We start from the raw sequence: 23,526 nt of genomic DNA, 5'->3' as shown, positions 1-23,526 counted from the left end.
TTACTTGGCCTCCGCTTCAAAGTTGATTTCCTGGCCGGGCTTCAGGCAGACGTACGCCTTCTTCACGTCCTTGCGCTTGCCCATGAAGCGGCCAAAGCGCTTGGCTTTGCCCTTCGAGACCAGCACGTTGACGGAATTGACTTCCACCTTGAACAGCAGCTCGACTGCAGCTTTCACTTCCTGCTTCGTGGCATCGGGCGCGACTTCGAACACGACTTGCTCGTTCTTGTCGGCCACCAGCGTCGCCTTTTCGGAGATCACCGGCGCGAGCAGGACCTGCATCAAACGATGATCGTTCTTGCGAATCTCGCTCATGACAGCAACTCCTCGATCTGGGCGACCGCAGCCTTCGTGATCAGGATCTTCTTGAAGTAGATCAGCGACAGCGGGTCGGCGTAACGCGGCTCGACAACTGCCACATGGGCCAGGTTGCGCGACGCGAGGTACAGGTTTTCGTCAACCGTGTCGGTAATCACCAGCACGGAGTCGAGACCCATCGCCTTGAATTTTTCGGCCAGCAGCTTCGTCTTCGGCGCTTCGAGCGTCAGCTCGTCGACCACCGAGATGCGGCCTTCGCGGGCCAGCTGCGAGAAGATCGAGCAGAGACCTGCGCGATGCATCTTCTTGTTGACCTTGTGCGAAAAGTTTTCTTCCGGCGAATTCGGGAAGATCCGGCCACCGCCGCGCCACAGCGGGCTCGACGACATACCGGCACGGGCGCGGCCCGTACCTTTCTGGCGCCACGGCTTCTTGGTCGTGTGCTTGACTTGCTCACGGTCCTTCTGCGCGCGGTTGCCGCTACGGGCATTCGCTTGGTACGCCACCACCACCTGGTGAATCAGGGCTTCGTTGTAATCGCGGCCGAACACGACGTCCGACGCGCTAACGCCTGCACCTTCCTGACCATTGGCATTCAGGAGCTTAAGTTCCATTATTTCGCTCCTTTCACGGCACGCGTCTTCACGGCCGGCGTAACGAATACCTTGCCACCCTTCGCACCCGGAACGGCGCCCTTGACCAGCAACAGCTTGCGGTCAGCGTCGATACGAGCGATTTCGAGGTTTTGCACGGTTACCGTATCGTCACCCATGTGACCGGTCATGCGCTTACCCGGGAAAACACGACCCGGATCCTGCGCCATACCGATCGAACCCGGCACGTTGTGCGAGCGCGAGTTACCGTGCGATGCACGGCCGGATGCGAAGTTGTAACGCTTGATGGTACCGGCGTAGCCCTTACCGATCGACACGCCTTGCACGTCGACCTTCTGGCCTACTTCGAACAGGTCGGGACCGACCACGGTGCCGTTCGACAACTCGGCAGCCTTGGCAGCATCGATCTGGAATTCTTTGAGGATTTCACCGGCTTGAACACCGGCTTTGGCGAGATGACCGGCCAACGGCTTCGTCACGCGCGATGCACGGCGCGTACCGAATGCAACCTGCACGGCCGTGTAGCCGTCGGTTTCAACAGTCTTGATCTGCGTCACGCGGTTGTCGGACACGTCCAGCACGGTAACGGGAATCGAATCCCCTTCTGCCGTGAAGATACGGGTCATGCCAACCTTGCGACCTACGAGTCCAAGGCTCATCGTTTTCTCCATTCCCGACTGCGATTGGTCGGGGCTAATTTACAAAATGCCGGTGCCGTTTCGGGCATGAATTCATGCTGCAGCACACCGACTTTTTTGCGCAAATGCGCGAAAAGCCCACTATTATAGCGAGGCTTTTCGTTTTCCGCAAGCAATCAATGACTTAGCGCTGCCCGGCACGCCAGGCAACACTTTGAAGCTTTATTGCAGCTTGATTTCCACGTCCACGCCAGCCGGCAGGTCCAGCTTCATCAGTGCATCAACGGTCTTGTCCGTCGGATCGACGATGTCCATCAGGCGTTGGTGGGTACGAATTTCGAGCTGATCGCGCGACGTCTTGTTGACGTGCGGCGAACGCAGGATGTCGAAGCGTTGAATGCGTGTCGGCAGGGGCACCGGACCACGAACGATTGCGCCAGTCCGCTTTGCCGTGTCGACGATTTCAGCTGCCGATTGATCGATCAGGCGATAGTCGAAAGCCTTCAGGCGAATGCGGATTTTCTGGTTCTGCATGACAATTCCTTGGAAAAGAGCGAGGCGGTATTGCACCGCCAGACAGTAAAAGAACGTAGAGCCGGGGTGCCCGCTGAGGGCCGGCGCCCGGCTCCGGGCACCACTTACAGCAAATACGTCAATCCGCGATTTTACTCGAGAATCTTGGCAACCACACCGGCGCCGACTGTACGGCCGCCTTCGCGGATTGCGAAACGCAGGCCTTCTTCCATCGCGATCGGGTTGATCAGCTTCACCGTGATCGACACGTTGTCGCCCGGCATGACCATTTCCTTGTCCTTCGGCAACTCGATCGAGCCCGTCACGTCCGTCGTACGGAAGTAGAACTGCGGACGATAGTTGTTGAAGAACGGCGTGTGACGGCCACCTTCGTCCTTGCTCAGCACGTACACTTCAGCCGTGAAGTGCGTGTGCGGGTTGATCGAACCCGGCTTCGCCAGAACCTGGCCACGCTCCACGTCTTCACGCTTCGTGCCGCGCAGCAGGATACCCACGTTGTCGCCTGCCTGACCTTGATCGAGCAGCTTGCGGAACATTTCCACGCCCGTGCAGGTCGTCTTCACCGTCGGCTTGATACCGACAATTTCGATTTCCTCGCCGACCTTCACCACGCCGCGCTCAACGCGACCCGTCACCACCGTGCCGCGACCCGAGATCGAGAACACGTCTTCCACCGGCATCAGGAACGCACCGTCAACTGCGCGCTCCGGCGTCGGGATGTACGTGTCCAGCGCGTCGGCCAGATTCATGATCGCCACTTCGCCCAGCTCGCCCTTGTCGCCTTCCAGCGCCAGCTTGGCCGAACCCTTGATGATCGGCGTGTCGTCGCCCGGGAAGTCGTACTTCGACAGAAGTTCGCGAACTTCCATTTCGACGAGTTCCAGCAGCTCAGCGTCGTCCACCATGTCGCACTTGTTCAGGAACACGATGATGTACGGCACGCCAACCTGACGCGCCAGCAGAATGTGCTCACGCGTTTGCGGCATCGGGCCGTCAGCAGCCGAGCACACCAGGATCGCGCCGTCCATCTGCGCCGCACCCGTGATCATGTTCTTCACATAGTCAGCGTGGCCCGGGCAGTCGACGTGGGCGTAGTGGCGGTTAGCCGTTTCGTACTCGACGTGCGCCGTGTTGATCGTGATACCACGTGCCTTTTCTTCCGGCGCCGCGTCGATCTGGTCGTATGCCTTCGCTTCGCCGCCAAACTTCTGCGTCAGAACCGTCGTGATCGCTGCCGTCAGCGTGGTCTTGCCGTGGTCAACGTGACCGATCGTGCCGACGTTCACGTGCGGCTTGGTCCGTTCGAATTTACCTTTAGCCATGTTTCTCTTCTTTCAAAAAGTTAATCGTTGAATGACTTGCCGCGCGATTACTTCGACTTCGCGTTGATGATCGCTTCGGACACGTTACGCGGTGCTTCGGAGTAGTGCTTGAACTCCATCGTGTATGTTGCACGACCTTGGGTCAGCGAACGCAGCGACGTCGAGTAGCCGAACATTTCCGACAGCGGGACTTCGGCGCGAACGATCTTGCCGCCGCCAACCATGTCGTCCATGCCCTGAACGATACCGCGACGACCCGACAGATCGCCCATCACGTTGCCCATGTAATCTTCAGGCGTTTCGACTTCAACAGCCATCATCGGTTCGAGGATGACCGGTTGAGCCTTGCGCATTGCTTCCTTGAACGCCATCGAACCGGCCATGCGGAACGCATTTTCGTTCGAGTCAACGTCGTGGTACGAACCGAACGTCAGGTGAACCTTGACGTCGACGACCGGGAAGCCCGCCAGCACGCCAGCCTTCAGCGTTTCCTGGATACCCTTGTCCACCGCCGGGATGTATTCGCGCGGAATCACGCCGCCCTTGATCTCGTCGAGGAACTCGTAGCCCTTGCCTTGCTCATTCGGCTCAAGCGTGATGACCGCGTGACCGTACTGGCCGCGACCACCCGACTGCTTGACGAACTTGCCGTCAACGTCTTCCGCCTTGCCGCGAATCGTTTCACGGTATGCAACCTGCGGCTTGCCGACGGTTGCTTCCACGCCGAATTCGCGCTTCATACGGTCAACCAGAATTTCCAGGTGGAGCTCGCCCATGCCCGAAATAATGGTTTGGCCCGATTCTTCGTCCGTTTGAACGCGGAACGACGGATCTTCCTGTGCCAGACGGTTCAATGCCAGACCCATTTTTTCCTGGTCGGGCTTCGTCTTCGGCTCAACAGCCTGCGAAATCACCGGCTCCGGGAAAATCATGCGTTCGAGCACGATCGGGCTTTGCGGATCGCACAGCGTGTCGCCGGTTGTGGCGTCTTTCAGGCCGACTGCAGCAGCGATGTCGCCTGCGCGGACTTCCTTGATTTCTTCGCGCTGGTTCGCGTGCATCTGCAGAATACGACCCAGACGTTCCTTCTTGTCTTTGGTCGCGTTCAGCACGGTGTCGCCCGAATTCACGACGCCCGAGTACACACGGAAGAAGATCAACTGGCCGACGAACGGGTCGGTCATGATCTTGAATGCCAGTGCCGAGAACTTCTCGTCGTCGGCAGCGCGGCGCTCGCCCTTTTCACCGTTTTCCAGCTCGCCGGTAACCGGCGGGATGTCGATCGGCGACGGCAGGAAGTCGAGCACTGCGTCCAGCATGCGTTGCACGCCCTTGTTCTTGAACGCGGTGCCACACAGCATCGGCTGGATTTCGCAAGCGATCGTACGGTCGCGCAGACCCTTGATGATTTCCGCTTCGGAGAGCTCGCCCTCTTCCAGGTACTTGTTCATCAGCTCTTCGCTCGACTCGGCAGCCGCTTCGATCATCTTCTCGCGCCACTCGTTGCAAGAGTCGGCCAATTCTGCCGGGATTTCTTCGTACGAGAACTTCGTGCCTTGGGACGCTTCGTCCCAAATGATCGCTTTCATCTTGAGCAGATCGACGACGCCCGTGAAGTTTTCTTCCGCGCCGATAGGCACCACGACCGGAACCGGGTTCGCCTTCAGACGCAGCTTGAGTTGGTCGTAAACCTTGAAGAAGTTCGCGCCGGTACGGTCCATCTTGTTGATGAACGCGAGACGGGGAACCTTGTACTTGTTAGCCTGACGCCACACGGTTTCCGACTGGGGCTGAACGCCGCCCACAGCACAGTACACCATGCACGCACCGTCGAGCACGCGCATCGAGCGCTCGACTTCAATCGTGAAGTCGACGTGACCCGGGGTGTCGATGATGTTGATGCGGTGCTCAGCGCGGTCGCCGGCCATGCCTTTCCAGAACGCCGTGGTAGCAGCGGACGTGATCGTGATGCCGCGTTCCTGCTCCTGCTCCATCCAGTCCATGGTGGCAGCGCCGTCGTGAACTTCACCAATCTTGTGGTTCACGCCGGTGTAGAACAAGATGCGCTCGGTCGTCGTCGTTTTGCCGGCGTCGATGTGAGCGCTAATACCGATGTTACGGTAGCGCTCGATAGGTGTCTTGCGAGCCACTTTGATCCTCTATTGGGATGACGCGATGCGAGAAAATGCCCATCGCGCTGTAACACAAACGGGCGAGGCGCTTTGTAAGCGCACCCGCCCGGAATTTCTTTCCGCTTTTTCTGCTAAACCCGGGTTCGGGAAGCTTAGAAACGGAAGTGCGAGAACGCCTTGTTGGCTTCTGCCATCCGGTGAACTTCGTCGCGCTTCTTCATTGCGCCACCACGGCCTTCGGCCGCTTCGGAGAGTTCACCTGCCAGACGCAGGGCCATCGACTTCTCGCTGCGCTTCTTCGCGGCTTCACGCAGCCAACGCATCGCCAATGCCATACGACGCGACGGGCGCACTTCGACCGGAACCTGATAGTTCGCACCACCAACGCGGCGGCTCTTCACTTCGACCACCGGCTTGACGTTGTTGAGCGCTACCGTGAACACTTCCAGCGGGTCCTTGCCACCCTTGGTCTGGATCTGTTCGAAAGCGCCGTACACGATACGCTCGGCAACCGACTTCTTGCCGGAGAGCATCAGCACGTTCATGAACTTAGCTACATCAACGTTACCGAATTTCGGATCCGGCAACACTTCCCGCTTGGGGACTTCGCGACGACGCGGCATGTTTCTTCCTTTAACTTTTCAGTTGGAGCTATTTTTAGCCCCGCGGCCACCAACTAACCCGATTCATCTCTTACGACTTACCAGCCCGGTCGGGTGACCACTTACTCGACAGCACCGGCGATTCCGGCACCACCGCTATTACCGCCTTTGCAGGCGACCTGAAATACTGACCGGCTAATTACTTGCCAGCCTTGGCACGCTTCGCACCGTACTTCGAGCGAGCTTGCTTACGATCCTTGACGCCCTGGGTATCCAGCGAGCCGCGAACCATGTGGTAACGCACACCCGGCAAGTCCTTAACACGACCGCCGCGAATCAGCACGACCGAGTGTTCCTGCAGGTTGTGGCCTTCACCACCGATGTACGAAATAACTTCGAAGCCGTTCGTCAAACGAACCTTGGCAACCTTACGCAGTGCCGAGTTAGGCTTCTTAGGCGTCGTGGTGTACACACGGGTGCACACGCCGCGACGCTGGGGGCAGTCCTGCAAGGCCGGGCTCTTGCTCTTAGTCGTTTCCGACTGGCGGCCTTTGCGAACCAGTTGATTGATGGTTGGCATTGTTTATTCCTGAAATTGAACAAAATCGACGCATATGTTTCCGGGCAAAGCAGAAACGATTGCGCATCGAACTTCCGGACCGGCTAGTCGGCGCATGAATTGACTTCGCGCGCAGGCATTCCAAGAACCGGAACCTAGCATGATATTCCGAAATTACTAAGGGAGTCAACGGGTTGCGATGTTTCGCACGCCTGCCGACCCACTCGGGCACTTGCAGAGCGGTCAGTCGGCCGCGACGACTTCCAGCAATTCATCGCCGAAACGGTCGAGTTTGCGTGCGCCCATACCCGGGATGCTGCGCAAATCGTCAATCGAGTCGGGGCCGTTGCGGGCAATTTCCGCCAGGGTCGCATCGTGGAAAATCACGTAGGCCGGCACGCCGTCGCTCTTCGCGGTTTCGGTCCGCCATGCCCGCAGCCGCTCCCAGCGCGCGCGTTCGCGCGGGCCCATGCCGATCGTCGGGTCGGCGCGCTCACTGGTGCGGCCGGACGATTGACGCGTGCGCGTAGGCTTCACATAGCGGCGCATGGTGACGTTCTGCTCACCTTTGAGCACCGGCTTGCTTGCCTCGGTCAGGACGAGCGAGCCGAAGCCTTCGTGATCGACCGTCAGATAGCCGAATGCGACCAGCTGGCGGAACACAGCTCGCCACTCCTGCTCGCCTAGCGCCGAACCGATGCCGAATGTGGTCAGCTTCTCGTGACCACGCTGCAGGATTTTCTCGCTGCTGTTACCGCGCAGGATGTCGATCAGATGGCCGGCGCCGAAATGAAAGCCGCTCGCACGCTGTGCGCGGAACACACACGATAGCGCCATGCGCGCCTCGCGCGTCGCGTCCCATGTGTCCGGCGGTTCAAGGCAGTTGTCGCAATTGCCGCAAGGCTTGCTCGATTCACCGAAATACGCGAGCAGTCGCACTCGCCGGCAGGTCGCCGCTTCGCACAATCCGAGCAACGCATCCAGCTTGCCGGTCTGTACGCGCTTGTGCGCGTCGTCGGCGTCGGATTCGTCGATCATCTTGCGCTGCTGCACGACGTCGCCGAGACCGTAGGCCATCCACGCATTTGCCGGCATGCCGTCGCGGCCCGCGCGACCCGTTTCCTGGTAGTAGCCTTCGACACTCTTCGGCAGGTCGAGGTGAGCGACGAAACGCACGTCCGGTTTGTCGATGCCCATACCGAATGCGATCGTCGCGCACATCACAATCCCTTCCTCGCGCTGAAACATCTCCTGATGCTTCTGGCGGATTTCGAACTCCATGCCGGCGTGATACGGCAGCGCGCGCATGCCTTTTTCCTTCAGCCATTCCGCCGTCTCTTCGACCTTGCGGCGCGACAGGCAATAGACGACGCCGGCGTCGGTCGTACCGTCCGGCTTCGAATGCTCCGCGCGGATGAAGTCCAGCAACTGAGTACGCGCATTGTCCTTCTCGACGATGCGATAACGAATGTTCGGCCGGTCGAAGCTCGACACGAAAACGCGCGCGTCGTCCAGCGCCAGGCGGTGGATGATCTCGTCGCGCGTGATGTCGTCAGCGGTAGCCGTCAGCGCAATTCGCGGCACGTTCGGGAAGCGCTCGTGCAGCACCGACAACTGAATGTATTCCGGGCGAAAATCGTGCCCCCATTGCGACACGCAATGCGCTTCGTCGATGGCGAACAAGCCGATACGCGTGCGCTCCAGCAACTCCTGGAAACGGGGTGTCATCAAACGTTCCGGCGCCACATAGAGCAGGTCGATATCACCGTCGCGCAACGCGCGCTCGGTCGCCATCGCCTCGGCGCTCGAGAGCGTCGAATTCAGATACGCCGCGCGCACGCCCACTTCGGTGAGCGCGGCGACCTGATCCTGCATCAGCGCGATCAGCGGAGAGACGACGATGCCTGTGCCGAAGCCGCCTTCACGGCGTACCAGCGACGGAATCTGATAGCAGAGGGACTTGCCGCCGCCCGTCGGCATCAACACGAGGCAGTCGCCGCCGCCGGCGACGTGCTCGACAATTTCGCCCTGCTGCCCTCTGAACGCGGGGTAACCGAAGACTTCGTTGAGAATTTCGAGCGGACGGGACATGAATTTGAGAGAAGCAGCGTGATGCCGGTGACACGAATTTTACCAACGCATTCGCGTTGCGCCCGCGCTTTGATGCAGCGTTAGCCGTTTGGCCTACTTATCCGCAAAACGAGCGCTAAAAGGAAAAGCGCATAAAAAAAGCCGCTCAGTCGAAACTGAGCGGCTTCGCTGGCTGGTGAGCCCAAGCGGCTTACGCCGCCCGGACTTACTGACCTGAGCTTACTCGCCTGAGTGCTGCTGTTCGGCGGCCGGGGTTTCCGGCGTACCGAATTCGAACGACTCTTCCGCTGCGATCTGATCGAAACGCTCGCGGTCGGACAGTTCCTTGCTCTTGCGTGCCTTGTGGAACGCGAGACCCGTACCGGCCGGAATCAGACGGCCGACGATCACGTTTTCCTTCAGACCACGCAGGTCGTCGCGCTTGCCCATGATCGCCGCTTCGGTCAGCACGCGGGTCGTTTCCTGGAACGACGCCGCCGAGATGAACGAATCGGTCGACAACGAGGCCTTCGTGATACCAAGCAGCACGTTTTCGTACGTTGCCGGACGCTTGTCTTCCGCGATCATACGGTCGTTCTCGTCGAGCATATCCGACCGCTCGACCTGTTCGCCCGGGATGAAACGCGTATCGCCGTTGTCCGTAATCTGCACGCGGCGCAGCATCTGACGAACAATCACTTCAATGTGCTTGTCGTTGATCTTCACGCCTTGCAGACGGTACACGTCCTGCACTTCGTCCACGATGTAACGCGACAGCGCTTCGATACCTTGCAGACGCAAGATGTCGTGCGGATCGGCCGGCCCGTCGACAATCATTTCGCCCTTGTTGACGACCTGACCATCGTGCACCAGAACCTGCTTTTCCTTCGCGATCAGGAACTCGTGCTGATTGCCGTCGAGGTCCGTGATAACGAGACGCTGCTTGCCCTTCGTGTCCTTACCGAACGACGTCGTACCCGTGACTTCCGCGAGGATACCTGCGTCCTTAGGCGAACGTGCTTCGAACAATTCAGCCACACGCGGCAGACCACCGGTAATGTCACGCGTCTTCTGCGATTCGACCGGGATACGTGCCAGCACTTCACCGACCTGCACTTGCTGACCGTCCTTCACGGTGATCAGAGCGCCGACCTGGAAGCCGATCTGCACCGAGTGCTCGGTGTTCGGGATCTTGACTTCTTCGCCGTTCGCATCGAGCAGCTTGACCTGCGGACGCACCGTCTTCGAAGCTTGCGAACCACGACGCTTCACGTCGATCACGACCAGCGTGGACAGACCCGTCACATCGTCGATCTGCTTCGCAACGGTCACGCCTTCTTCGACGTTTTCGAACTTCACCGTACCGCCCCACTCGGTGATGATCGGACGCGTCATCGGATCCCACGTTGCCAGTTGCGTGCCGGCCTTGATCTGCGCGCCGTCCAGTTGCAACAGCGTCGCGCCGTACGGCACCTTGTGACGTTCGCGCTCGCGACCGTGGTCGTCGGTGATCATCGCTTCGCCCGAACGCGAGATGACGATCTGCTCGCCCTTCGCATTGGTGACGTAACGCATCGTTGCCGTGAAACGCACCGTACCGTTCGACTTCGCTTCAACCGACGAAGCCACTGCCGCACGCGACGCCGCACCACCGATGTGGAACGTACGCATCGTGAGCTGCGTGCCCGGTTCACCGATCGACTGTGCGGCGATCACGCCGACTGCTTCACCGACGTTGACCGACGAGCCGCGGCCCAGGTCGCGGCCGTAGCAAGCTGCGCACAGACCGTAACGCGTTTCGCAAGTCAGCGGCGTACGCACGCGCACTTCGTCGATGCCGAGGCGTTCGATTTCTTCGACCGCATCTTCGTCGAGCAACGTGCCCGTTTCGTACAGCGTTTCCTGCGATTCCGGATTGACGACGTCAGCCACCGTCACGCGACCCAGAATACGGTCACGCAGCGCTTCGACGACTTCACCACCTTCGACCAACGCCTTCATGGCGACGCCGTTGGACGTACCGCAATCGTCCTCGACCACCACCAGATCCTGCGTCACGTCGACGAGACGACGCGTCAGGTAACCCGAGTTTGCCGTCTTCAGTGCCGTATCAGCCAGACCCTTACGTGCGCCGTGTGTCGAGATGAAGTACTGCAACACGTTCAGGCCTTCACGGAAGTTCGCCGTAATCGGCGTCTCGATGATCGAGCCGTCCGGCTTCGCCATCAGGCCACGCATGCCGGCCAGCTGACGAATCTGAACCGCGGAACCACGAGCACCCGAGTCCGCCATCATGTAAATCGAGTTGAACGATTCCTGACGCGTTTCGTTGCCGTCGCGATCCGTGACCGGTTCCGTCGACAGCTGCTCCATCATCGCCTTACCGACCGCTTCCGACGTTGCCGACCAGATGTCGACCACGTTGTTGTAACGCTCTTGCGACGTGACGAGACCCGACATGTACTGACGGTCGTATTCCTTCACCTTCTTCGCGGCGTCGCCGACGATGGTTTCCTTCTGCGGCGGCACGAGCATGTCGTCGACGCAGATCGAGATACCAGCGCGCGTTGCCAGACGGAAACCCGACTGCATCAACTGGTCGGCGAAAATCACCGTTTCACGCAGACCGCACTTGCGGAAGGCGGTGTTGATGAGGCGCGAAATTTCCTTCTTCTTCAGCGGTTTGTTGAGCACCGAGAACGGCAGGCCCGGCGGAAGGATCTCCGACAGGATTGCACGGCCGACGGTGGTCGGGTACAGCGTGATCTTCGGCACGAACGCCGGCGCACCTTCCGACTTGTCTTCGTTGTGGACCATTTCGGTGATCCGCACGTTGACGCGCGAGGCGAGCTCGACTTCCTTGTTCTCGTAGGCACGCAGCGCTTCCGAAACGCCGGTGAACGTCAGGCCTTCGCCCTTTGCGTTCACAGCTTCACGGGTCGCGTAGTACAGACCGAGCACGATATCCTGCGACGGCACGATCGACGGATCGCCGTTGGCCGGGAACAGGACGTTGTTCGACGCCAGCATCAGCGTGCGCGCTTCCATCTGCGCTTCCAGCGACAGCGGCACGTGAACAGCCATCTGGTCACCGTCGAAGTCGGCGTTGAACGCCGCGCAAACGAGCGGGTGCAGCTGGATTGCCTTACCTTCGATCAGCACCGGCTCGAAAGCCTGAATGCCAAGACGGTGCAGCGTCGGCGCACGGTTCAGCATGACCGGATGTTCGCGAATGACTTCTTCGAGAATGTCCCACACCACCGGCGTCTGGTTCTCGACTTCCTTCTTCGCAGCCTTGATGGTGGTAGCGACACCCATCACTTCGAGCTTGTTGAAGATGAACGGCTTGAACAGTTCGAGCGCCATCAGCTTCGGCAGACCGCACTGATGCAGCTTGAGCGTCGGGCCGACCACGATCACCGAACGGCCCGAATAGTCAACGCGCTTACCGAGCAAGTTCTGACGGAAACGACCGCCCTTACCCTTGATCATGTCTGCGAGCGACTTCAGCGGACGCTTGTTCGCGCCAGTCATGGCCTTACCGCGACGACCGTTGTCGAGCAGCGAGTCGACGGCTTCCTGCAGCATCCGCTTTTCGTTGCGAACGATGATTTCAGGCGCCTTCAATTCGAGCAGACGCTTCAACCGGTTATTACGGTTGATCACGCGGCGATACAGGTCGTTCAGGTCCGACGTCGCGAAGCGGCCGCCATCCAGCGGCACCAGCGGACGCAGTTCCGGCGGCAGCACCGGCAGCACTTCGAGCACCATCCAGTCAGGCTTGATGCCCGAACGCTGGAAAGCCTCGAGCACCTTCAGGCGCTTCGCATACTTCTTGATCTTCGCTTCCGAACCCGTGTTCTTGAGTTCGGTGCGCAGCATCTCGACCTGTTCGTCGATGTTGATCGCGCGCAGCAATTCGCGCACGCCTTCCGCGCCCATCTCGGCACGGAATTCGTCACCGTATTCTTCGACCTTGTTGTAGTAATCCTCTTCGGTCATGATCTGCCGCGCTTTCAGCGGCGTCATGCCCGGATCGATCACCACATATGCTTCGAAGTACAGCACGCGTTCGATGTCGCGCAGCGTCATGTCGAGCACCATGCCCAGACGCGACGGCAGCGACTTCAAAAACCAGATGTGCGCAACCGGCGACGCCAGTTCGATGTGGCCCATGCGTTCGCGACGCACTTTCGCCAGCGTCACTTCAACGCCGCACTTCTCGCAGATCACGCCACGATGCTTCAGGCGCTTGTACTTGCCGCAAAGGCATTCGTAGTCTTTGATCGGCCCGAAGATCTTCGCGCAGAACAAACCATCGCGTTCCGGCTTGAACGTCCGGTAGTTGATGGTTTCCGGCTTCTTCACTTCACCGAACGACCACGAACGGATCTTGTCCGGCGAAGCCAGACCGATCTTGATCGCGTCAAAAACTTCAGGCTGTTGGACTTGCTTGAATAGATCGAGCAGAGCTTTCATTGCTTTCTCTCCGTAGTCCGATTAGTTGCGGTCGAGGTCGATATCGATACCGAGCGAGCGGATTTCCTTCACCAACACGTTGAAGGATTCCGGCATGCCGGCGTCGATCACGTGATCGCCCTTGACCAGGTTTTCATAAACCTTGGTCCGGCCTGTCACGTCGTCCGACTTCACCGTCAGCATTTCCTGCAGCACGTACGATGCGCCGTACGCTTCGAGCGCCCACACTTCCATTTCACCGAAACGCTGGCCACCGAATTGCGCCTTACCGCCCAACGGCTGCTGCGTCACGAGCGAGTACGGGCCCGTGGAACGCGCGTGCATCTTGTCGTCGACCAAGTGGTGCAGCTTCAGGTAGTGCATGTAGCCGACCGTCACCGTACGTTCGAACATTTCGCCCGTGCGGCCGTCGTACAGACGCACCTGATTCTTCGACGGCGTCATGCCGAGGTTCTTCGCGATGTCGTCCGGGAATGCCAGATCCAGCGCGCGCGACATTTCTTCTTCCGTCGCGCCGTCGAACACCGGCGTAGCGAACGGCACGCCTTCGCGCAGGTTCTTCGCCAGTTCGACGATCTCGTCGTCCGTGAAGCTGTCCAGCTCTTCAGCGCGGCCCGACTCGTTGTAGATCTTGGTCAGGAATTCGCGCAGTTCAGCGATCTTCGCCTGACGCTGCAGCATTTCGCCGATACGCCAGCCGAGACCCTTCGCGGCCCAACCCAGATGCACTTCGAGAACCTGACCGACGTTCATCCGCGACGGCACGCCGAGCGGGTTCAGAACGACGTCAGCCGGACGGCCGTCGGCCATGTACGGCATGTCTTCGATCGGAACGATCTTCGACACGACACCCTTGTTACCGTGACGGCCGGCCATCTTGTCGCCAGGCTGCAGGCGGCGCTTGACTGCCAGGTACACCTTGACCATCTTCAACACGCCCGGCGGCAGTTCGTCGCCTTGCGTGAGCTTCTTGCGCTTTTCTTCGAACGCCAGATCGAACTGGTGACGCTTCTGTTCGATCGAGTCCTTGATGGCTTCGAGCTGTGCCGCTGCTTCTTCGTCCGCGAGGCGGATGTCGAACCAGTGGTAGTGATCCAGATCTTGCAGGTAAGCCTGTTCGATCTTCGTGCCCTTCGCCAGCTTCTTCGGACCGCCGTTCGCGACCTTGCCGTCGAGCATACGTGCGAGACGCTGGAAGGCGTCGCCTTCCACGATGCGCAGCTGGTCGTTCAGGTCGAGGCGATAACGCTTCAGTTCATCGTCGATGATCTGTTGCGCACGCTTGTCGCGCTGAATGCCTTCGCGCGTGAACACTTGAACGTCGATCACGGTGCCGCTCATGCCCGACGGCACGCGCAGCGACGTGTCCTTCACGTCCGAAGCCTTTTCACCGAAGATCGCGCGCAGCAGCTTTTCTTCCGGCGTCAGCTGGGTTTCGCCCTTCGGCGTGACCTTGCCGACCAGCACGTCGCCCGCTTCGACTTCAGCGCCGATGTAGACGATGCCCGACTCATCGAGACGGCCGAGTTGCACTTCAGCCAGGTTCGAGATGTCGCGCGTGATTTCTTCCGGTCCGAGCTTCGTATCGCGAGCAACGACGTTCAGTTCTTCGATGTGGATCGACGTGTAACGGTCGTCCGCAACCACCTTCTCCGAGATCAAAATCGAGTCTTCGAAGTTGTAGCCGTTCCACGGCATGAACGCGACCAGCATGTTCTGGCCGAGAGCCAGCTCGCCGAGATCGGTCGATGCACCGTCAGCCAGCACGTCGCCACGCGACACGATGTCGCCGACCTTCACGATCGGGCGCTGGTTGATGTTCGTGTTCTGGTTCGAACGCGTGTACTTGATCAGGTTGTAGATGTCCACGCCGGTTTCGCCGGCCGCGGCTTCATCGTCGTTCACGCGGATCACCATACGGCCCGCGTCGACGTAATCGACCACACCGCCGCGGAATGCCTGAACCGTCGTGCCCGAGTCGACTGCCACCGTGCGCTCGATACCCGTACCGACCACAGCCTTTTCAGGACGCAGACACGGCACAGCCTGACGCTGCATGTTCGAACCCATCAATGCGCGGTTCGCGTCATCGTGCTCGAGGAACGGAATCAGCGATGCTGCCACCGACACGATCTGCGACGGCGCCACGTCCATGTACTGGATGCGGTCCGGCGTGACCATCAGCGTTTCGCCTGCTTCACGCGACGACACCAGTTCGTCGGTCAGCGAGCCGTCTTCAGCCACCGCCGCGTTCGCCTGAGCGATCACATAACGGCCTTCTTCGATCGCCGACAGATAGTCGATCTGATCGGTCACCTTGCTGTCCACGACCTTGCGATACGGCGTTTCGAGGAAGCCGTATTCGTTCAGGTGCGCGTACAGAGCGAGCGAGTTGATCAGGCCGATGTTCGGACCTTCCGGCGTTTCAATCGGGCACACGCGACCGTAGTGAGTCGGGTGCACGTCGCGGACTTCAAAGCCAGCGCGCTCACGCGTCAAACCGCCCGGGCCAAGAGCCGAAACACGACGCTTGTGGGTGATTTCCGACAACGGGTTCGTTTGGTCCATGAACTGCGACAGCTGCGACGAACCGAAGAACTCGCGAATCGCCGACGAAATCGGCTTCGAGTTGATCAGGTCGTGCGGCATCAGGTTTTCGCTTTCGGCCTGGCCGAGGCGTTCCTTCACAGCACGTTCGACACGCACGAGACCTGCGCGGAACTGGTTTTCCGCCAGTTCGCCGACGCAACGCACACGACGATTGCCCAAGTGGTCGATGTCGTCCACTTCGCCCTTGCCGTTACGCAGTTCGACCAGGATCTTGATCGTGGCGAGGATGTCGTCGTCTTGCAGCGTCATCGGGCCGACGATTTCGTCGCGACCGACACGGCGATTGAACTTCATACGACCCACCTTCGAGAGGTCGTAAGCGTCTTCGCTGTAGAACAGACGGTTGAACAGCGCCTCGACCGCTTCTTCGGTCGGCGGTTCGCCCGGACGCATCATGCGGTAGATCGCGATGCGTGCGGCCATCTTGTCCGCGGTTTCGTCGATACGCAGCGTCGACGAGATGTACGGACCTTGATCCAGATCGTTCGTATAGAGCGTCTGGATGTCTTTGATCTTCGACTCGCGCAGCTTCTCGAGCACGGTCTCCGTGATTTCGTCGTTCGCGTTAGCGATGACTTCACCCGTGTCGCCGTCGACGACGTTCTTCGCCAGCACGCGGCCGAGCAAATAGTCTTCCGGGACCGAGATGAACTTGGTCTTGGCGTTGTCGAGATCGCGAATGTGCTTCGCGTTGATCCGCTTGTCCTTCTGGACGATCACGTTGCCATCACGGTCCGTGATGTCGAAACGCGCGACTTCACCACGCAGACGCTCCGGCACGAATTCCATCTGCGCGCCTTCCGGCATCAGCGTGAAATTATCGAAGACGAAGAAGTTTGCGAGGATCTGTTCCGGCGTGAGGCCGATTGCCTTCAGCAGGATCGTGACCGGCATCTTGCGGCGACGGTCGACGCGGAAGTACAGCACGTCCTTCGGGTCGAACTCGAAATCGAGCCACGAACCGCGGTAAGGAATAATACGTGCCGAGAACAGGAGCTTGCCCGAGCTGTGCGTCTTGCCCTTGTCGTGTTCGAAGAACACGCCCGGCGAACGGTGCAGCTGCGAAACGATCACACGCTCCGTGCCGTTGATGACGAACGAACCCGTCGGCGTCATGAGCGGAATTTCGCCCATGTACACTTCCTGTTCCTTCACTTCCTTGACGACCGGCTTGCTCGGCGATTCCTTGTCGAGCAGCACCAGACGCACTTTCGCGCGCAGCGCCGAGCAGTACGTCAAACCGCGCTGCTGACATTCCTTGATGTTGAATGCCGGCGGCGACAGCATGTAGCTGACGAACTCTAGACGAGCGAACCCGTTATGCGAAACAATCGGAAAAACGGAGGTAAACGCAGCTTGCAGGCCTTCCGGCTTGCGTTGCGTGGACGACGTGTCTGCTTGCAGAAACGTGCTGAATGATTCAAGCTGGGTAGCCAGCAGGAAAGGTACTTGGTGAACGATGGGGCGCTTCGCAAAACTCTTGCGAATACGCTTCTTCTCGGTGAAGGAATATTGCATACGATCTCCGAATCACGGCGGGCATTGTTGTCGAGGCAGGATACCTTGATGAGACAACCCGAGTGTTCACCGACTGAGACCCGATGGCCGTCCGATGGCTTGAACGAGCCTAGAAGCTTGGTGGTTGGCCGCTACCAACCGCTGGCTGACGGCAGCGGATGCCTATGTTGCCCGCTACCCGACCAAACTTGCCTTCTGCAGTCGCTTCAGAAGACAAAGAGAAACGCCGGTCAATGCTGCCGAAAGGCGGTTTTCTTTGGCCTCTGGGAGCCACATTCTTGCCGAAACGGCCAAGCAAAAACGTGTCTCCCACAAAGCACAAAAAGGCCGGCGGTGGAAAACCGCCAGCCTTCGCACAGCGAGCTGAAACTTACTTGATTTCAGCCTTCGCGCCGGCTTCTTCCAGCTTCTTCTTAGCTTCTTCAGCAGCAGCCTTCGGTACCGATTCCTTAACAGGCTTCGGTGCACCGTCGACCAGGTCCTTCGCTTCCTTCAGGCCGAGACCCGTCAGTTCGCGAACAGCCTTAATGACCGAAACCTTGTTCGCGCCGACTTCCGTCAGGTTGACCGTGAATTCGGTTTGCTCTTCAGCAGCAGCGGCAGCGCCGCCGCCTGCCGGGCCTGCCACTGCAACAGCAGCTGCCGACACGCCAAACTTTTCTTCGAACGCCTTAACCAGCTCGTTCAGTTCCAGAACCGACATCGAGCTTACTGCCTCGAGGATGTCTTCTTTTGCGATTGCCATTTGAAATACTCCTAAATTGAATTCGGATACAGCCAGCGATCAATCACGCTCGACTGAAGTGCATTACGCAGCGGTTTCTTCGCCTTGTTTCTTTTCTGCCAGCGCGGCCAGAGCGCGCGCAAAGCCGGAAACAGGTGCCTGCATAACGTACAACAGCTTGGAGAGCAGTTCTTCGCGGCTCGGGATGTTTGCCAGCGCTTGCACGCCAGCCTTGTCCATCACCTTGCCTTCGTAGGAACCAGCCTTGATGATCAACTTGTCATTGGTTTTGCCGAAGTCGTTGACGACCTTAGCAGCAGCAATTGCATCTTCCGAGATGCCGTAGATCAACGGACCAGTCATCTGCTCTGCCAGCGGAGCAAACGGGGTACCTTCGACAGCGCGACGCGCCAACGTGTTCTTCAACACGCGAAGATAAACCTGTTGCTCACGCGCTTTCGCGCGCAGCTTGGTCAGATCGCCAACCGCGATTCCACGATACTCAGCCAGAACCACGGTCTGGGCTTTCGCGACTTGCGCGGCAACCTCAGCGACGACGGCCTGCTTGCTTTCTTTGTTAAGTGGCACGGTTAACCTCCAGATTCGATACACGCGGCGTGCGCCTTGTGTACCGCGTTCAATAACGGCGTCCGACCAGTCAGGAGTATTTCGACCGCCTGAGTCCGCATTGCTGCGGATATCAACGGGCTTCATCACTACAAAACCTTTTCGGGTTCGCCATCTGCGTTGGCTTTACATTAAGGACACACCTACCTGCTGCGCGCCCGCCAACGGTCTTTGACAACCGGTCGCTCGATGCAGACTGCCACCTTACGACCGCCCAAAGCCCATAAAACCGCCCCGACTTACGCCGAGGCGATGAAATCTATTACTGTGCTGCGATCGATGCCTGGTCGACGCGAACGCCAACGCCCATCGTGCTCGACAGAGCAACCTTGCGCAGGTACACACCTTTGCTCGTTGCCGGCTTCGCTTTTTGCAGCGCGTCGACGAGAGCGTTCAGGTTGCTACGCAGAGCTGTCGGCTCGAACGAAGCGCGGCCGATGGTGGCGTGGATGATACCGGCCTTGTCGACACGGAATTGCACCTGACCAGCCTTGGCGTTCTTCACTGCAGTCGCGACATCCGGCGTAACCGTACCGACCTTCGGGTTCGGCATCAGGCCACGCGGGCCGAGGATCTGACCGAGCGTACCGACAACGCGCATCGTGTCCGGCGAAGCGATCACAATGTCGAAGTCCAACTTGCCAGCCTTGACTTGCTCAGCCAAGTCTTCCATACCGACGACTTCTGCGCCGGCTGCACGAGCTTGCTCAGCTTTTTCGCCTTGCGCGAACACTGCAACGCGAACAGACTTACCAGTACCAGCCGGCAGGACGACCGAGCCACGAACCACTTGGTCCGACTTCTTCGCATCAATACCGAGCTGCACCGCGACGTCGATCGACTCGTCGAACTTCGCGCTTGCGCATTCCTTCACGAGCGACAGAGCTTCGTCGATTGCGTACAGCTTTTGACGATCAACCTTGGCTGCAAATGCTTGCAGACGCTTTGAAAGCTTAGCCATTTACACGCCCTCCACGGTGATGCCCATCGAGCGGGCGCTACCAGCGATCGTACGAACCGCTGCGTCCAGATCAGCTGCCGTCAGATCGGGCATCTTGGTCTTGGCGATATCTTCAGCTTGAGCGCGGGTGATCTTGCCGACCTTGTCGGTATGCGGCTTGCTCGAACCCTTATCGATCTTCGCTGCCTTCTTGATCAGAACTGTTGCCGGCGGCGTCTTCAGAACGAACGTGAAGCTCTTATCCGCAAACGCGGTGATCACGACCGGAGTCGGCAGACCCGGCTCCAGTGCCTGGGTCTGCGCGTTGAACGCCTTGCAGAACTCCATGATATTCAGGCCGCGCTGGCCCAGTGCCGGACCAACCGGCGGCGACGGATTGGCTTTACCTGCAGGAATCTGCAGCTTGATAAAGCCGATAATTTTCTTTGCCATGTTGAAAACCTCTTTGGAACACCGCACGGGTACATGCGGACGTTCAGTGAGTAATAGCGCGCGTTCGCCGAAATATTGGGTACTTACGCTCCTCAACGGCCATTACGCGGACCGTAAGCGCGAAATACGGAACGCACCGCATGGTGCGCCCCGTAGAATTCTGGACTACAGCTTTTCGACCTGGCCGAATTCGAGTTCGACCGGCGTTGCGCGGCCGAAGATTGTAACGGAAACACGGACGCGCGACTTTTCGTAGTTCACTTCTTCGACGCTGCCGTTGAAATCCGTGAACGGACCATCCTTCACCCGCACCATCTCGCCGACTTCGAACAGGGTCTTTGGACGCGGCTTTTCCACACCTTCCTGCATTTGCGACATGATTTTCTCGACTTCCCGCGGGGAAATCGGACTCGGACGGTTACGCGCACCGCCTACGAAACCTGTCACCTTTGCCGTGTTCTTCACGAGGTGCCACGTCTCGTCAGTCATTTCCATTTCAACGAGAACATAGCCCGGGAAGAAACGACGCTCGGTCACCGATTTGTGACCGCCTTTTACCTCGACCACCTCTTCAGTCGGAACGAGGATTTGACCGAACTGGTCTTGCATGCCAGCACGTTCGATACGCTCTTGAAGCGCACGTTGCACGCTCTTCTCCATGCCGGAGTAGGCGTGCACGACGTACCAACGTTTGCCGCTCGGGGATGCCGGAGTATCGCTCATATCATTTCCAACCCAGAATCACCGAGAAAATCGCCCATTCGATGGATTTATCACCAATCCAAAGAAAGATCGCCATGACGAACACGAAGCCAAATACTACGAGCGTTGTCTGGGTAGCCTCTTTACGAGTCGGCCAAACAACCTTGCGGACTTCCTTGTACGAATCTTTGGCGAAAGCGATGAAACCCTTGCCAGGCGCGGAGAGAAGACCGACTGCAACACCCGCGATCGCACCAACAGCCAAGGCAGCTCCGCGGACGTACCATTCCTGGCCGCTAAGCCAGAAAAACCCCACGAACCCGGCCAAGACCAGCAATACGCCCGCGACGAGCATCAGCTTGTCGCCCGATGTATTTACAGTTTCGACGGAAGGATTCGCCATAACACCTTAACGAAGCGCCGCATACGGCGCGAGAGTTGGCAGGGGCAGAGGGAATCGAACCCCCAACCTTCGGTTTTGGAGACCGACGCTCTGCCAGTTGAGCTATACCCCTAAACCATTTGGGGTTGACGACACCGCCAACCCCGAAACTACCGATTAACGAGAACTATCTGGCGTTACTCGAGAATCTTGGCAACCACACCGGCGCCGACTGTACGGCCGCCTTCGCGGATTGCGAAACGCAGGCCTTCTTCCATCGCGATCGGGTTGATCAGCTTCACCGTGATCGACACGTTGTCGCCCGGCATGACCATTTCCTTGTCCTTCGGCAACTCGATCGAGCCCGTCACGTCCGTCGTACGGAAGTAGAACTGCGGACGATAGTTGTTGAAGAACGGCGTGTGACGGCCACCTTCGTCCTTGCTCAGCACGTACACTTCAGCCGTGAAGTGCGTGTGCGGGTTGATCGAACCCGGCTTCGCCAGAACCTGGCCACGCTCCACGTCTTCACGCTTCGTGCCGCGCAGCAGGATACCCACGTTGTCGCCTGCCTGACCTTGATCGAGCAGCTTGCGGAACATTTCCACGCCCGTGCAGGTCGTCTTCACCGTCGGCTTGATACCGACAATTTCGATTTCCTCGCCGACCTTCACCACGCCGCGCTCAACGCGACCCGTCACCACCGTGCCGCGACCCGAGATCGAGAACACGTCTTCCACCGGCATCAGGAACGCACCGTCAACTGCGCGCTCCGGCGTCGGGATGTACGTGTCCAGCGCGTCGGCCAGATTCATGATCGCCACTTCGCCCAGCTCGCCCTTGTCGCCTTCCAGCGCCAGCTTGGCCGAACCCTTGATGATCGGCGTGTCGTCGCCCGGGAAGTCGTACTTCGACAGAAGTTCGCGAACTTCCATTTCGACGAGTTCCAGCAGCTCAGCGTCGTCCACCATGTCGCACTTGTTCAGGAACACGATGATGTACGGCACGCCAACCTGACGCGCCAGCAGAATGTGCTCACGCGTTTGCGGCATCGGGCCGTCAGCAGCCGAGCACACCAGGATCGCGCCGTCCATCTGCGCCGCACCCGTGATCATGTTCTTCACATAGTCAGCGTGGCCCGGGCAGTCGACGTGGGCGTAGTGGCGGTTAGCCGTTTCGTACTCGACGTGCGCCGTGTTGATCGTGATACCACGTGCCTTTTCTTCCGGCGCCGCGTCGATCTGGTCGTATGCCTTCGCTTCGCCGCCAAACTTCTGCGTCAGAACCGTCGTGATCGCTGCCGTCAGCGTGGTCTTGCCGTGGTCAACGTGACCGATCGTGCCGACGTTCACGTGCGGCTTGGTCCGCTCAAACTTACCCTTGGCCATTTTCGACTCCTAAGAGGATTTTTCCGTACGTTGCGCCGGGCGCAAACAATCAGCGAGAACTTCTGGTGCCCATGGGCAGGATCGAACTGCCGACCTCTCCCTTACCAAGGGAGTGCTCTACCACTGAGCCACATGGGCGCTACTTCTGTATTGCTGGAGCGGGTGAAGGGAATCGAACCCTCGTCGTAAGCTTGGAAGGCTTCTGCTCTACCATTGAGCTACACCCGCAAGGATTCATGGATTCCCAACAACTGCTGCAACTTGCATCCTGGTGGAGGAGGTTGGATTCGAACCAACGTAGGCGTAAGCCAACAGATTTACAGTCTGCCCCCTTTAGCCACTCGGGCACCCCTCCGCAGAGAACTGATGATTATGGGGGAACAACAACTCATTGTCAAGACTTGCTTGACTGCTCCGAACCCAAGGCTCTCACTTATATAGTGATTTCAGCGCTTCCGTAAACGCAGAAACCCCACCTTTTTGGGGTGGGGTTTCTGATGCTGCTGGGGAGCCTGACGATTACCTACTTTCACACGGGTAATCCGCACTATCATCGGCGTGGAGTCGTTTCACGGTCCTGTTCGGGATGGGAAGGGGTGGGACCGACTCGCTATGGTCATCAGGCATGACTTGTTGCCGTGTCGCCGGTGGGGCGGCACAGCCAATCGGGGAAGAAGTAGTTTCTGGTGATGCTCACCAGGGGTGAAGCGGTTGGGGTTGTGTTGAGTCTGGCACAACACGATCACTGAACCTGTGTGTCCCTGCCCCCTTCGGGGGTGGGATGCGCGTAAGTGCTGAAGCACTGACGGTCATCGCAAAACACACCTGTTATAGGATCAAGCCTTACGGGCAATTAGTATCAGTTAGCTTAACGCATTACTGCGCTTCCACACCTGACCTATCAACGTCCTGGT

The 23,526-nt window shown here is 58.9% G+C and carries 19 protein-coding genes, 4 tRNA genes and 2 rRNA genes; 1 reads left to right on the top strand and 24 read right to left on the bottom strand.

What is annotated here, in order from left to right; translation table 11 throughout:
* The 11 genes from rplW to rpoB all read right to left on the bottom strand — a co-directional run bounded on the left by rplW (position 1) and on the right by rpoB (position 17,396).
* Complete coding sequence (rplW, locus tag B0G75_RS32315; RefSeq protein WP_007180135.1) at positions 1–315, bottom strand: 50S ribosomal protein L23; 315 nt, start codon at positions 313–315, stop codon at positions 1–3.
* Positions 312–932, bottom strand: coding sequence for a 50S ribosomal protein L4 (gene rplD, locus B0G75_RS32310; RefSeq protein WP_007180136.1), 621 nt, complete (start codon positions 930–932; stop codon positions 312–314). Before rplD ends, rplW begins: the two co-directional genes overlap by 4 nt.
* Entirely contained in the window at positions 932–1,591 is a 660-nt protein-coding gene (gene rplC / locus B0G75_RS32305; protein ID WP_007180137.1) for a 50S ribosomal protein L3, read from the bottom strand. The genes rplD and rplC overlap by 1 nt, the downstream gene beginning before the upstream one ends.
* 201 nt (positions 1,592–1,792) lie before the next feature.
* Entirely contained in the window at positions 1,793–2,104 is a 312-nt protein-coding gene (gene rpsJ / locus B0G75_RS32300; RefSeq protein ID WP_006998489.1) for a 30S ribosomal protein S10, read from the bottom strand.
* A 131-nt stretch (positions 2,105–2,235) separates the two neighbouring features.
* Positions 2,236–3,426, bottom strand: a complete 1,191-nt coding sequence (gene tuf / locus B0G75_RS32295; RefSeq protein WP_012434572.1) for an elongation factor Tu — start codon at positions 3,424–3,426, stop codon at positions 2,236–2,238.
* Positions 3,427–3,473: 47 nt separating this feature from the next.
* On the bottom strand, positions 3,474–5,576 hold the full coding sequence (fusA, locus tag B0G75_RS32290; protein WP_012434573.1) for an elongation factor G: 2,103 nt from the start codon (positions 5,574–5,576) through the stop codon (positions 3,474–3,476).
* Positions 5,577–5,710: 134 nt separating this feature from the next.
* Positions 5,711–6,181 carry a 30S ribosomal protein S7 gene (gene rpsG, locus B0G75_RS32285; RefSeq protein WP_006053291.1) on the bottom strand — a complete coding sequence of 157 codons (471 nt, stop codon included), beginning with the start codon at positions 6,179–6,181 and terminating at the stop codon, positions 5,711–5,713.
* A gap of 178 nt (positions 6,182–6,359) precedes the next feature.
* Entirely contained in the window at positions 6,360–6,740 is a 381-nt protein-coding gene (rpsL, locus tag B0G75_RS32280; RefSeq protein ID WP_012434574.1) for a 30S ribosomal protein S12, read from the bottom strand.
* A gap of 222 nt (positions 6,741–6,962) precedes the next feature.
* Positions 6,963–8,810, bottom strand: coding sequence for a DNA helicase RecQ (recQ, locus tag B0G75_RS32275; protein WP_106314049.1), 1,848 nt, complete (start codon positions 8,808–8,810; stop codon positions 6,963–6,965).
* A gap of 219 nt (positions 8,811–9,029) precedes the next feature.
* Positions 9,030–13,268, bottom strand: a complete 4,239-nt coding sequence (gene rpoC, locus B0G75_RS32270) for a DNA-directed RNA polymerase subunit beta' (protein WP_012434576.1) — start codon at positions 13,266–13,268, stop codon at positions 9,030–9,032.
* A 21-nt stretch (positions 13,269–13,289) separates the two neighbouring features.
* Complete coding sequence (gene rpoB / locus B0G75_RS32265; RefSeq protein ID WP_012434577.1) at positions 13,290–17,396, bottom strand: DNA-directed RNA polymerase subunit beta; 4,107 nt, start codon at positions 17,394–17,396, stop codon at positions 13,290–13,292.
* Between the two features lie 124 nt (positions 17,397–17,520).
* Between rpoB and B0G75_RS40345 the strand changes: the two genes are divergently transcribed.
* A complete protein-coding gene (locus tag B0G75_RS40345) occupies positions 17,521–17,763 on the top strand; it encodes a hypothetical protein (protein ID WP_146142559.1) in 243 nt (80 codons plus the stop codon).
* 3 nt (positions 17,764–17,766) lie between these two features.
* On the opposite strand, the gene rplL is transcribed toward B0G75_RS40345, so the two are convergent.
* The 13 genes from rplL to B0G75_RS32200 all read right to left on the bottom strand — a co-directional run.
* Complete coding sequence (gene rplL / locus B0G75_RS32260) at positions 17,767–18,141, bottom strand: 50S ribosomal protein L7/L12 (protein WP_011490060.1); 375 nt, start codon at positions 18,139–18,141, stop codon at positions 17,767–17,769.
* Positions 18,142–18,204: 63 nt separating this feature from the next.
* Positions 18,205–18,708, bottom strand: coding sequence for a 50S ribosomal protein L10 (gene rplJ / locus B0G75_RS32255; RefSeq protein WP_007180144.1), 504 nt, complete (start codon positions 18,706–18,708; stop codon positions 18,205–18,207).
* Between the two features lie 301 nt (positions 18,709–19,009).
* Positions 19,010–19,708 carry a 50S ribosomal protein L1 gene (gene rplA / locus B0G75_RS32250; protein WP_007180145.1) on the bottom strand — a complete coding sequence of 233 codons (699 nt, stop codon included), beginning with the start codon at positions 19,706–19,708 and terminating at the stop codon, positions 19,010–19,012.
* On the bottom strand, positions 19,709–20,140 hold the full coding sequence (gene rplK, locus B0G75_RS32245) for a 50S ribosomal protein L11 (RefSeq protein ID WP_012434578.1): 432 nt from the start codon (positions 20,138–20,140) through the stop codon (positions 19,709–19,711). It abuts the gene before it with no gap.
* A gap of 165 nt (positions 20,141–20,305) precedes the next feature.
* The gene (nusG, locus tag B0G75_RS32240; protein WP_007180147.1) at positions 20,306–20,863 is read right to left on the bottom strand and encodes a transcription termination/antitermination protein NusG; all 558 of its coding nucleotides are present in this window, start codon (positions 20,861–20,863) and stop codon (positions 20,306–20,308) included.
* A 1-nt stretch (position 20,864) separates the two neighbouring features.
* The gene (gene secE / locus B0G75_RS32235; protein WP_012434579.1) at positions 20,865–21,245 is read right to left on the bottom strand and encodes a preprotein translocase subunit SecE; all 381 of its coding nucleotides are present in this window, start codon (positions 21,243–21,245) and stop codon (positions 20,865–20,867) included.
* A gap of 36 nt (positions 21,246–21,281) precedes the next feature.
* Positions 21,282–21,357, bottom strand: a tRNA-Trp gene (locus B0G75_RS32230).
* A gap of 64 nt (positions 21,358–21,421) precedes the next feature.
* A complete protein-coding gene (gene tuf / locus B0G75_RS32225) occupies positions 21,422–22,612 on the bottom strand; it encodes an elongation factor Tu (protein WP_012434572.1) in 1,191 nt (396 codons plus the stop codon).
* A 63-nt stretch (positions 22,613–22,675) separates the two neighbouring features.
* Positions 22,676–22,750, bottom strand: a tRNA-Thr gene (locus tag B0G75_RS32220).
* A 16-nt stretch (positions 22,751–22,766) separates the two neighbouring features.
* Positions 22,767–22,840 (bottom strand) — tRNA-Gly (locus tag B0G75_RS32215).
* Positions 22,841–22,881: 41 nt separating this feature from the next.
* Positions 22,882–22,967, bottom strand: a tRNA-Tyr gene (locus tag B0G75_RS32210).
* A gap of 155 nt (positions 22,968–23,122) precedes the next feature.
* Positions 23,123–23,236, bottom strand: a 5S ribosomal RNA gene (gene rrf, locus B0G75_RS32205).
* 208 nt (positions 23,237–23,444) lie between these two features.
* Positions 23,445–23,526: ribosomal RNA gene (locus tag B0G75_RS32200) — 23S ribosomal RNA — on the bottom strand; the annotation flags it as partial.

The sequence above is a fragment of the Paraburkholderia sp. BL18I3N2 genome (genome assembly GCF_003001875.1).
GTDB lineage: Bacteria > Pseudomonadota > Gammaproteobacteria > Burkholderiales > Burkholderiaceae > Paraburkholderia > Paraburkholderia phytofirmans.
The sequence above is the reverse complement of the archived record's forward strand: the minus strand, read 5'-3'. Positions and strand labels throughout refer to the sequence as shown.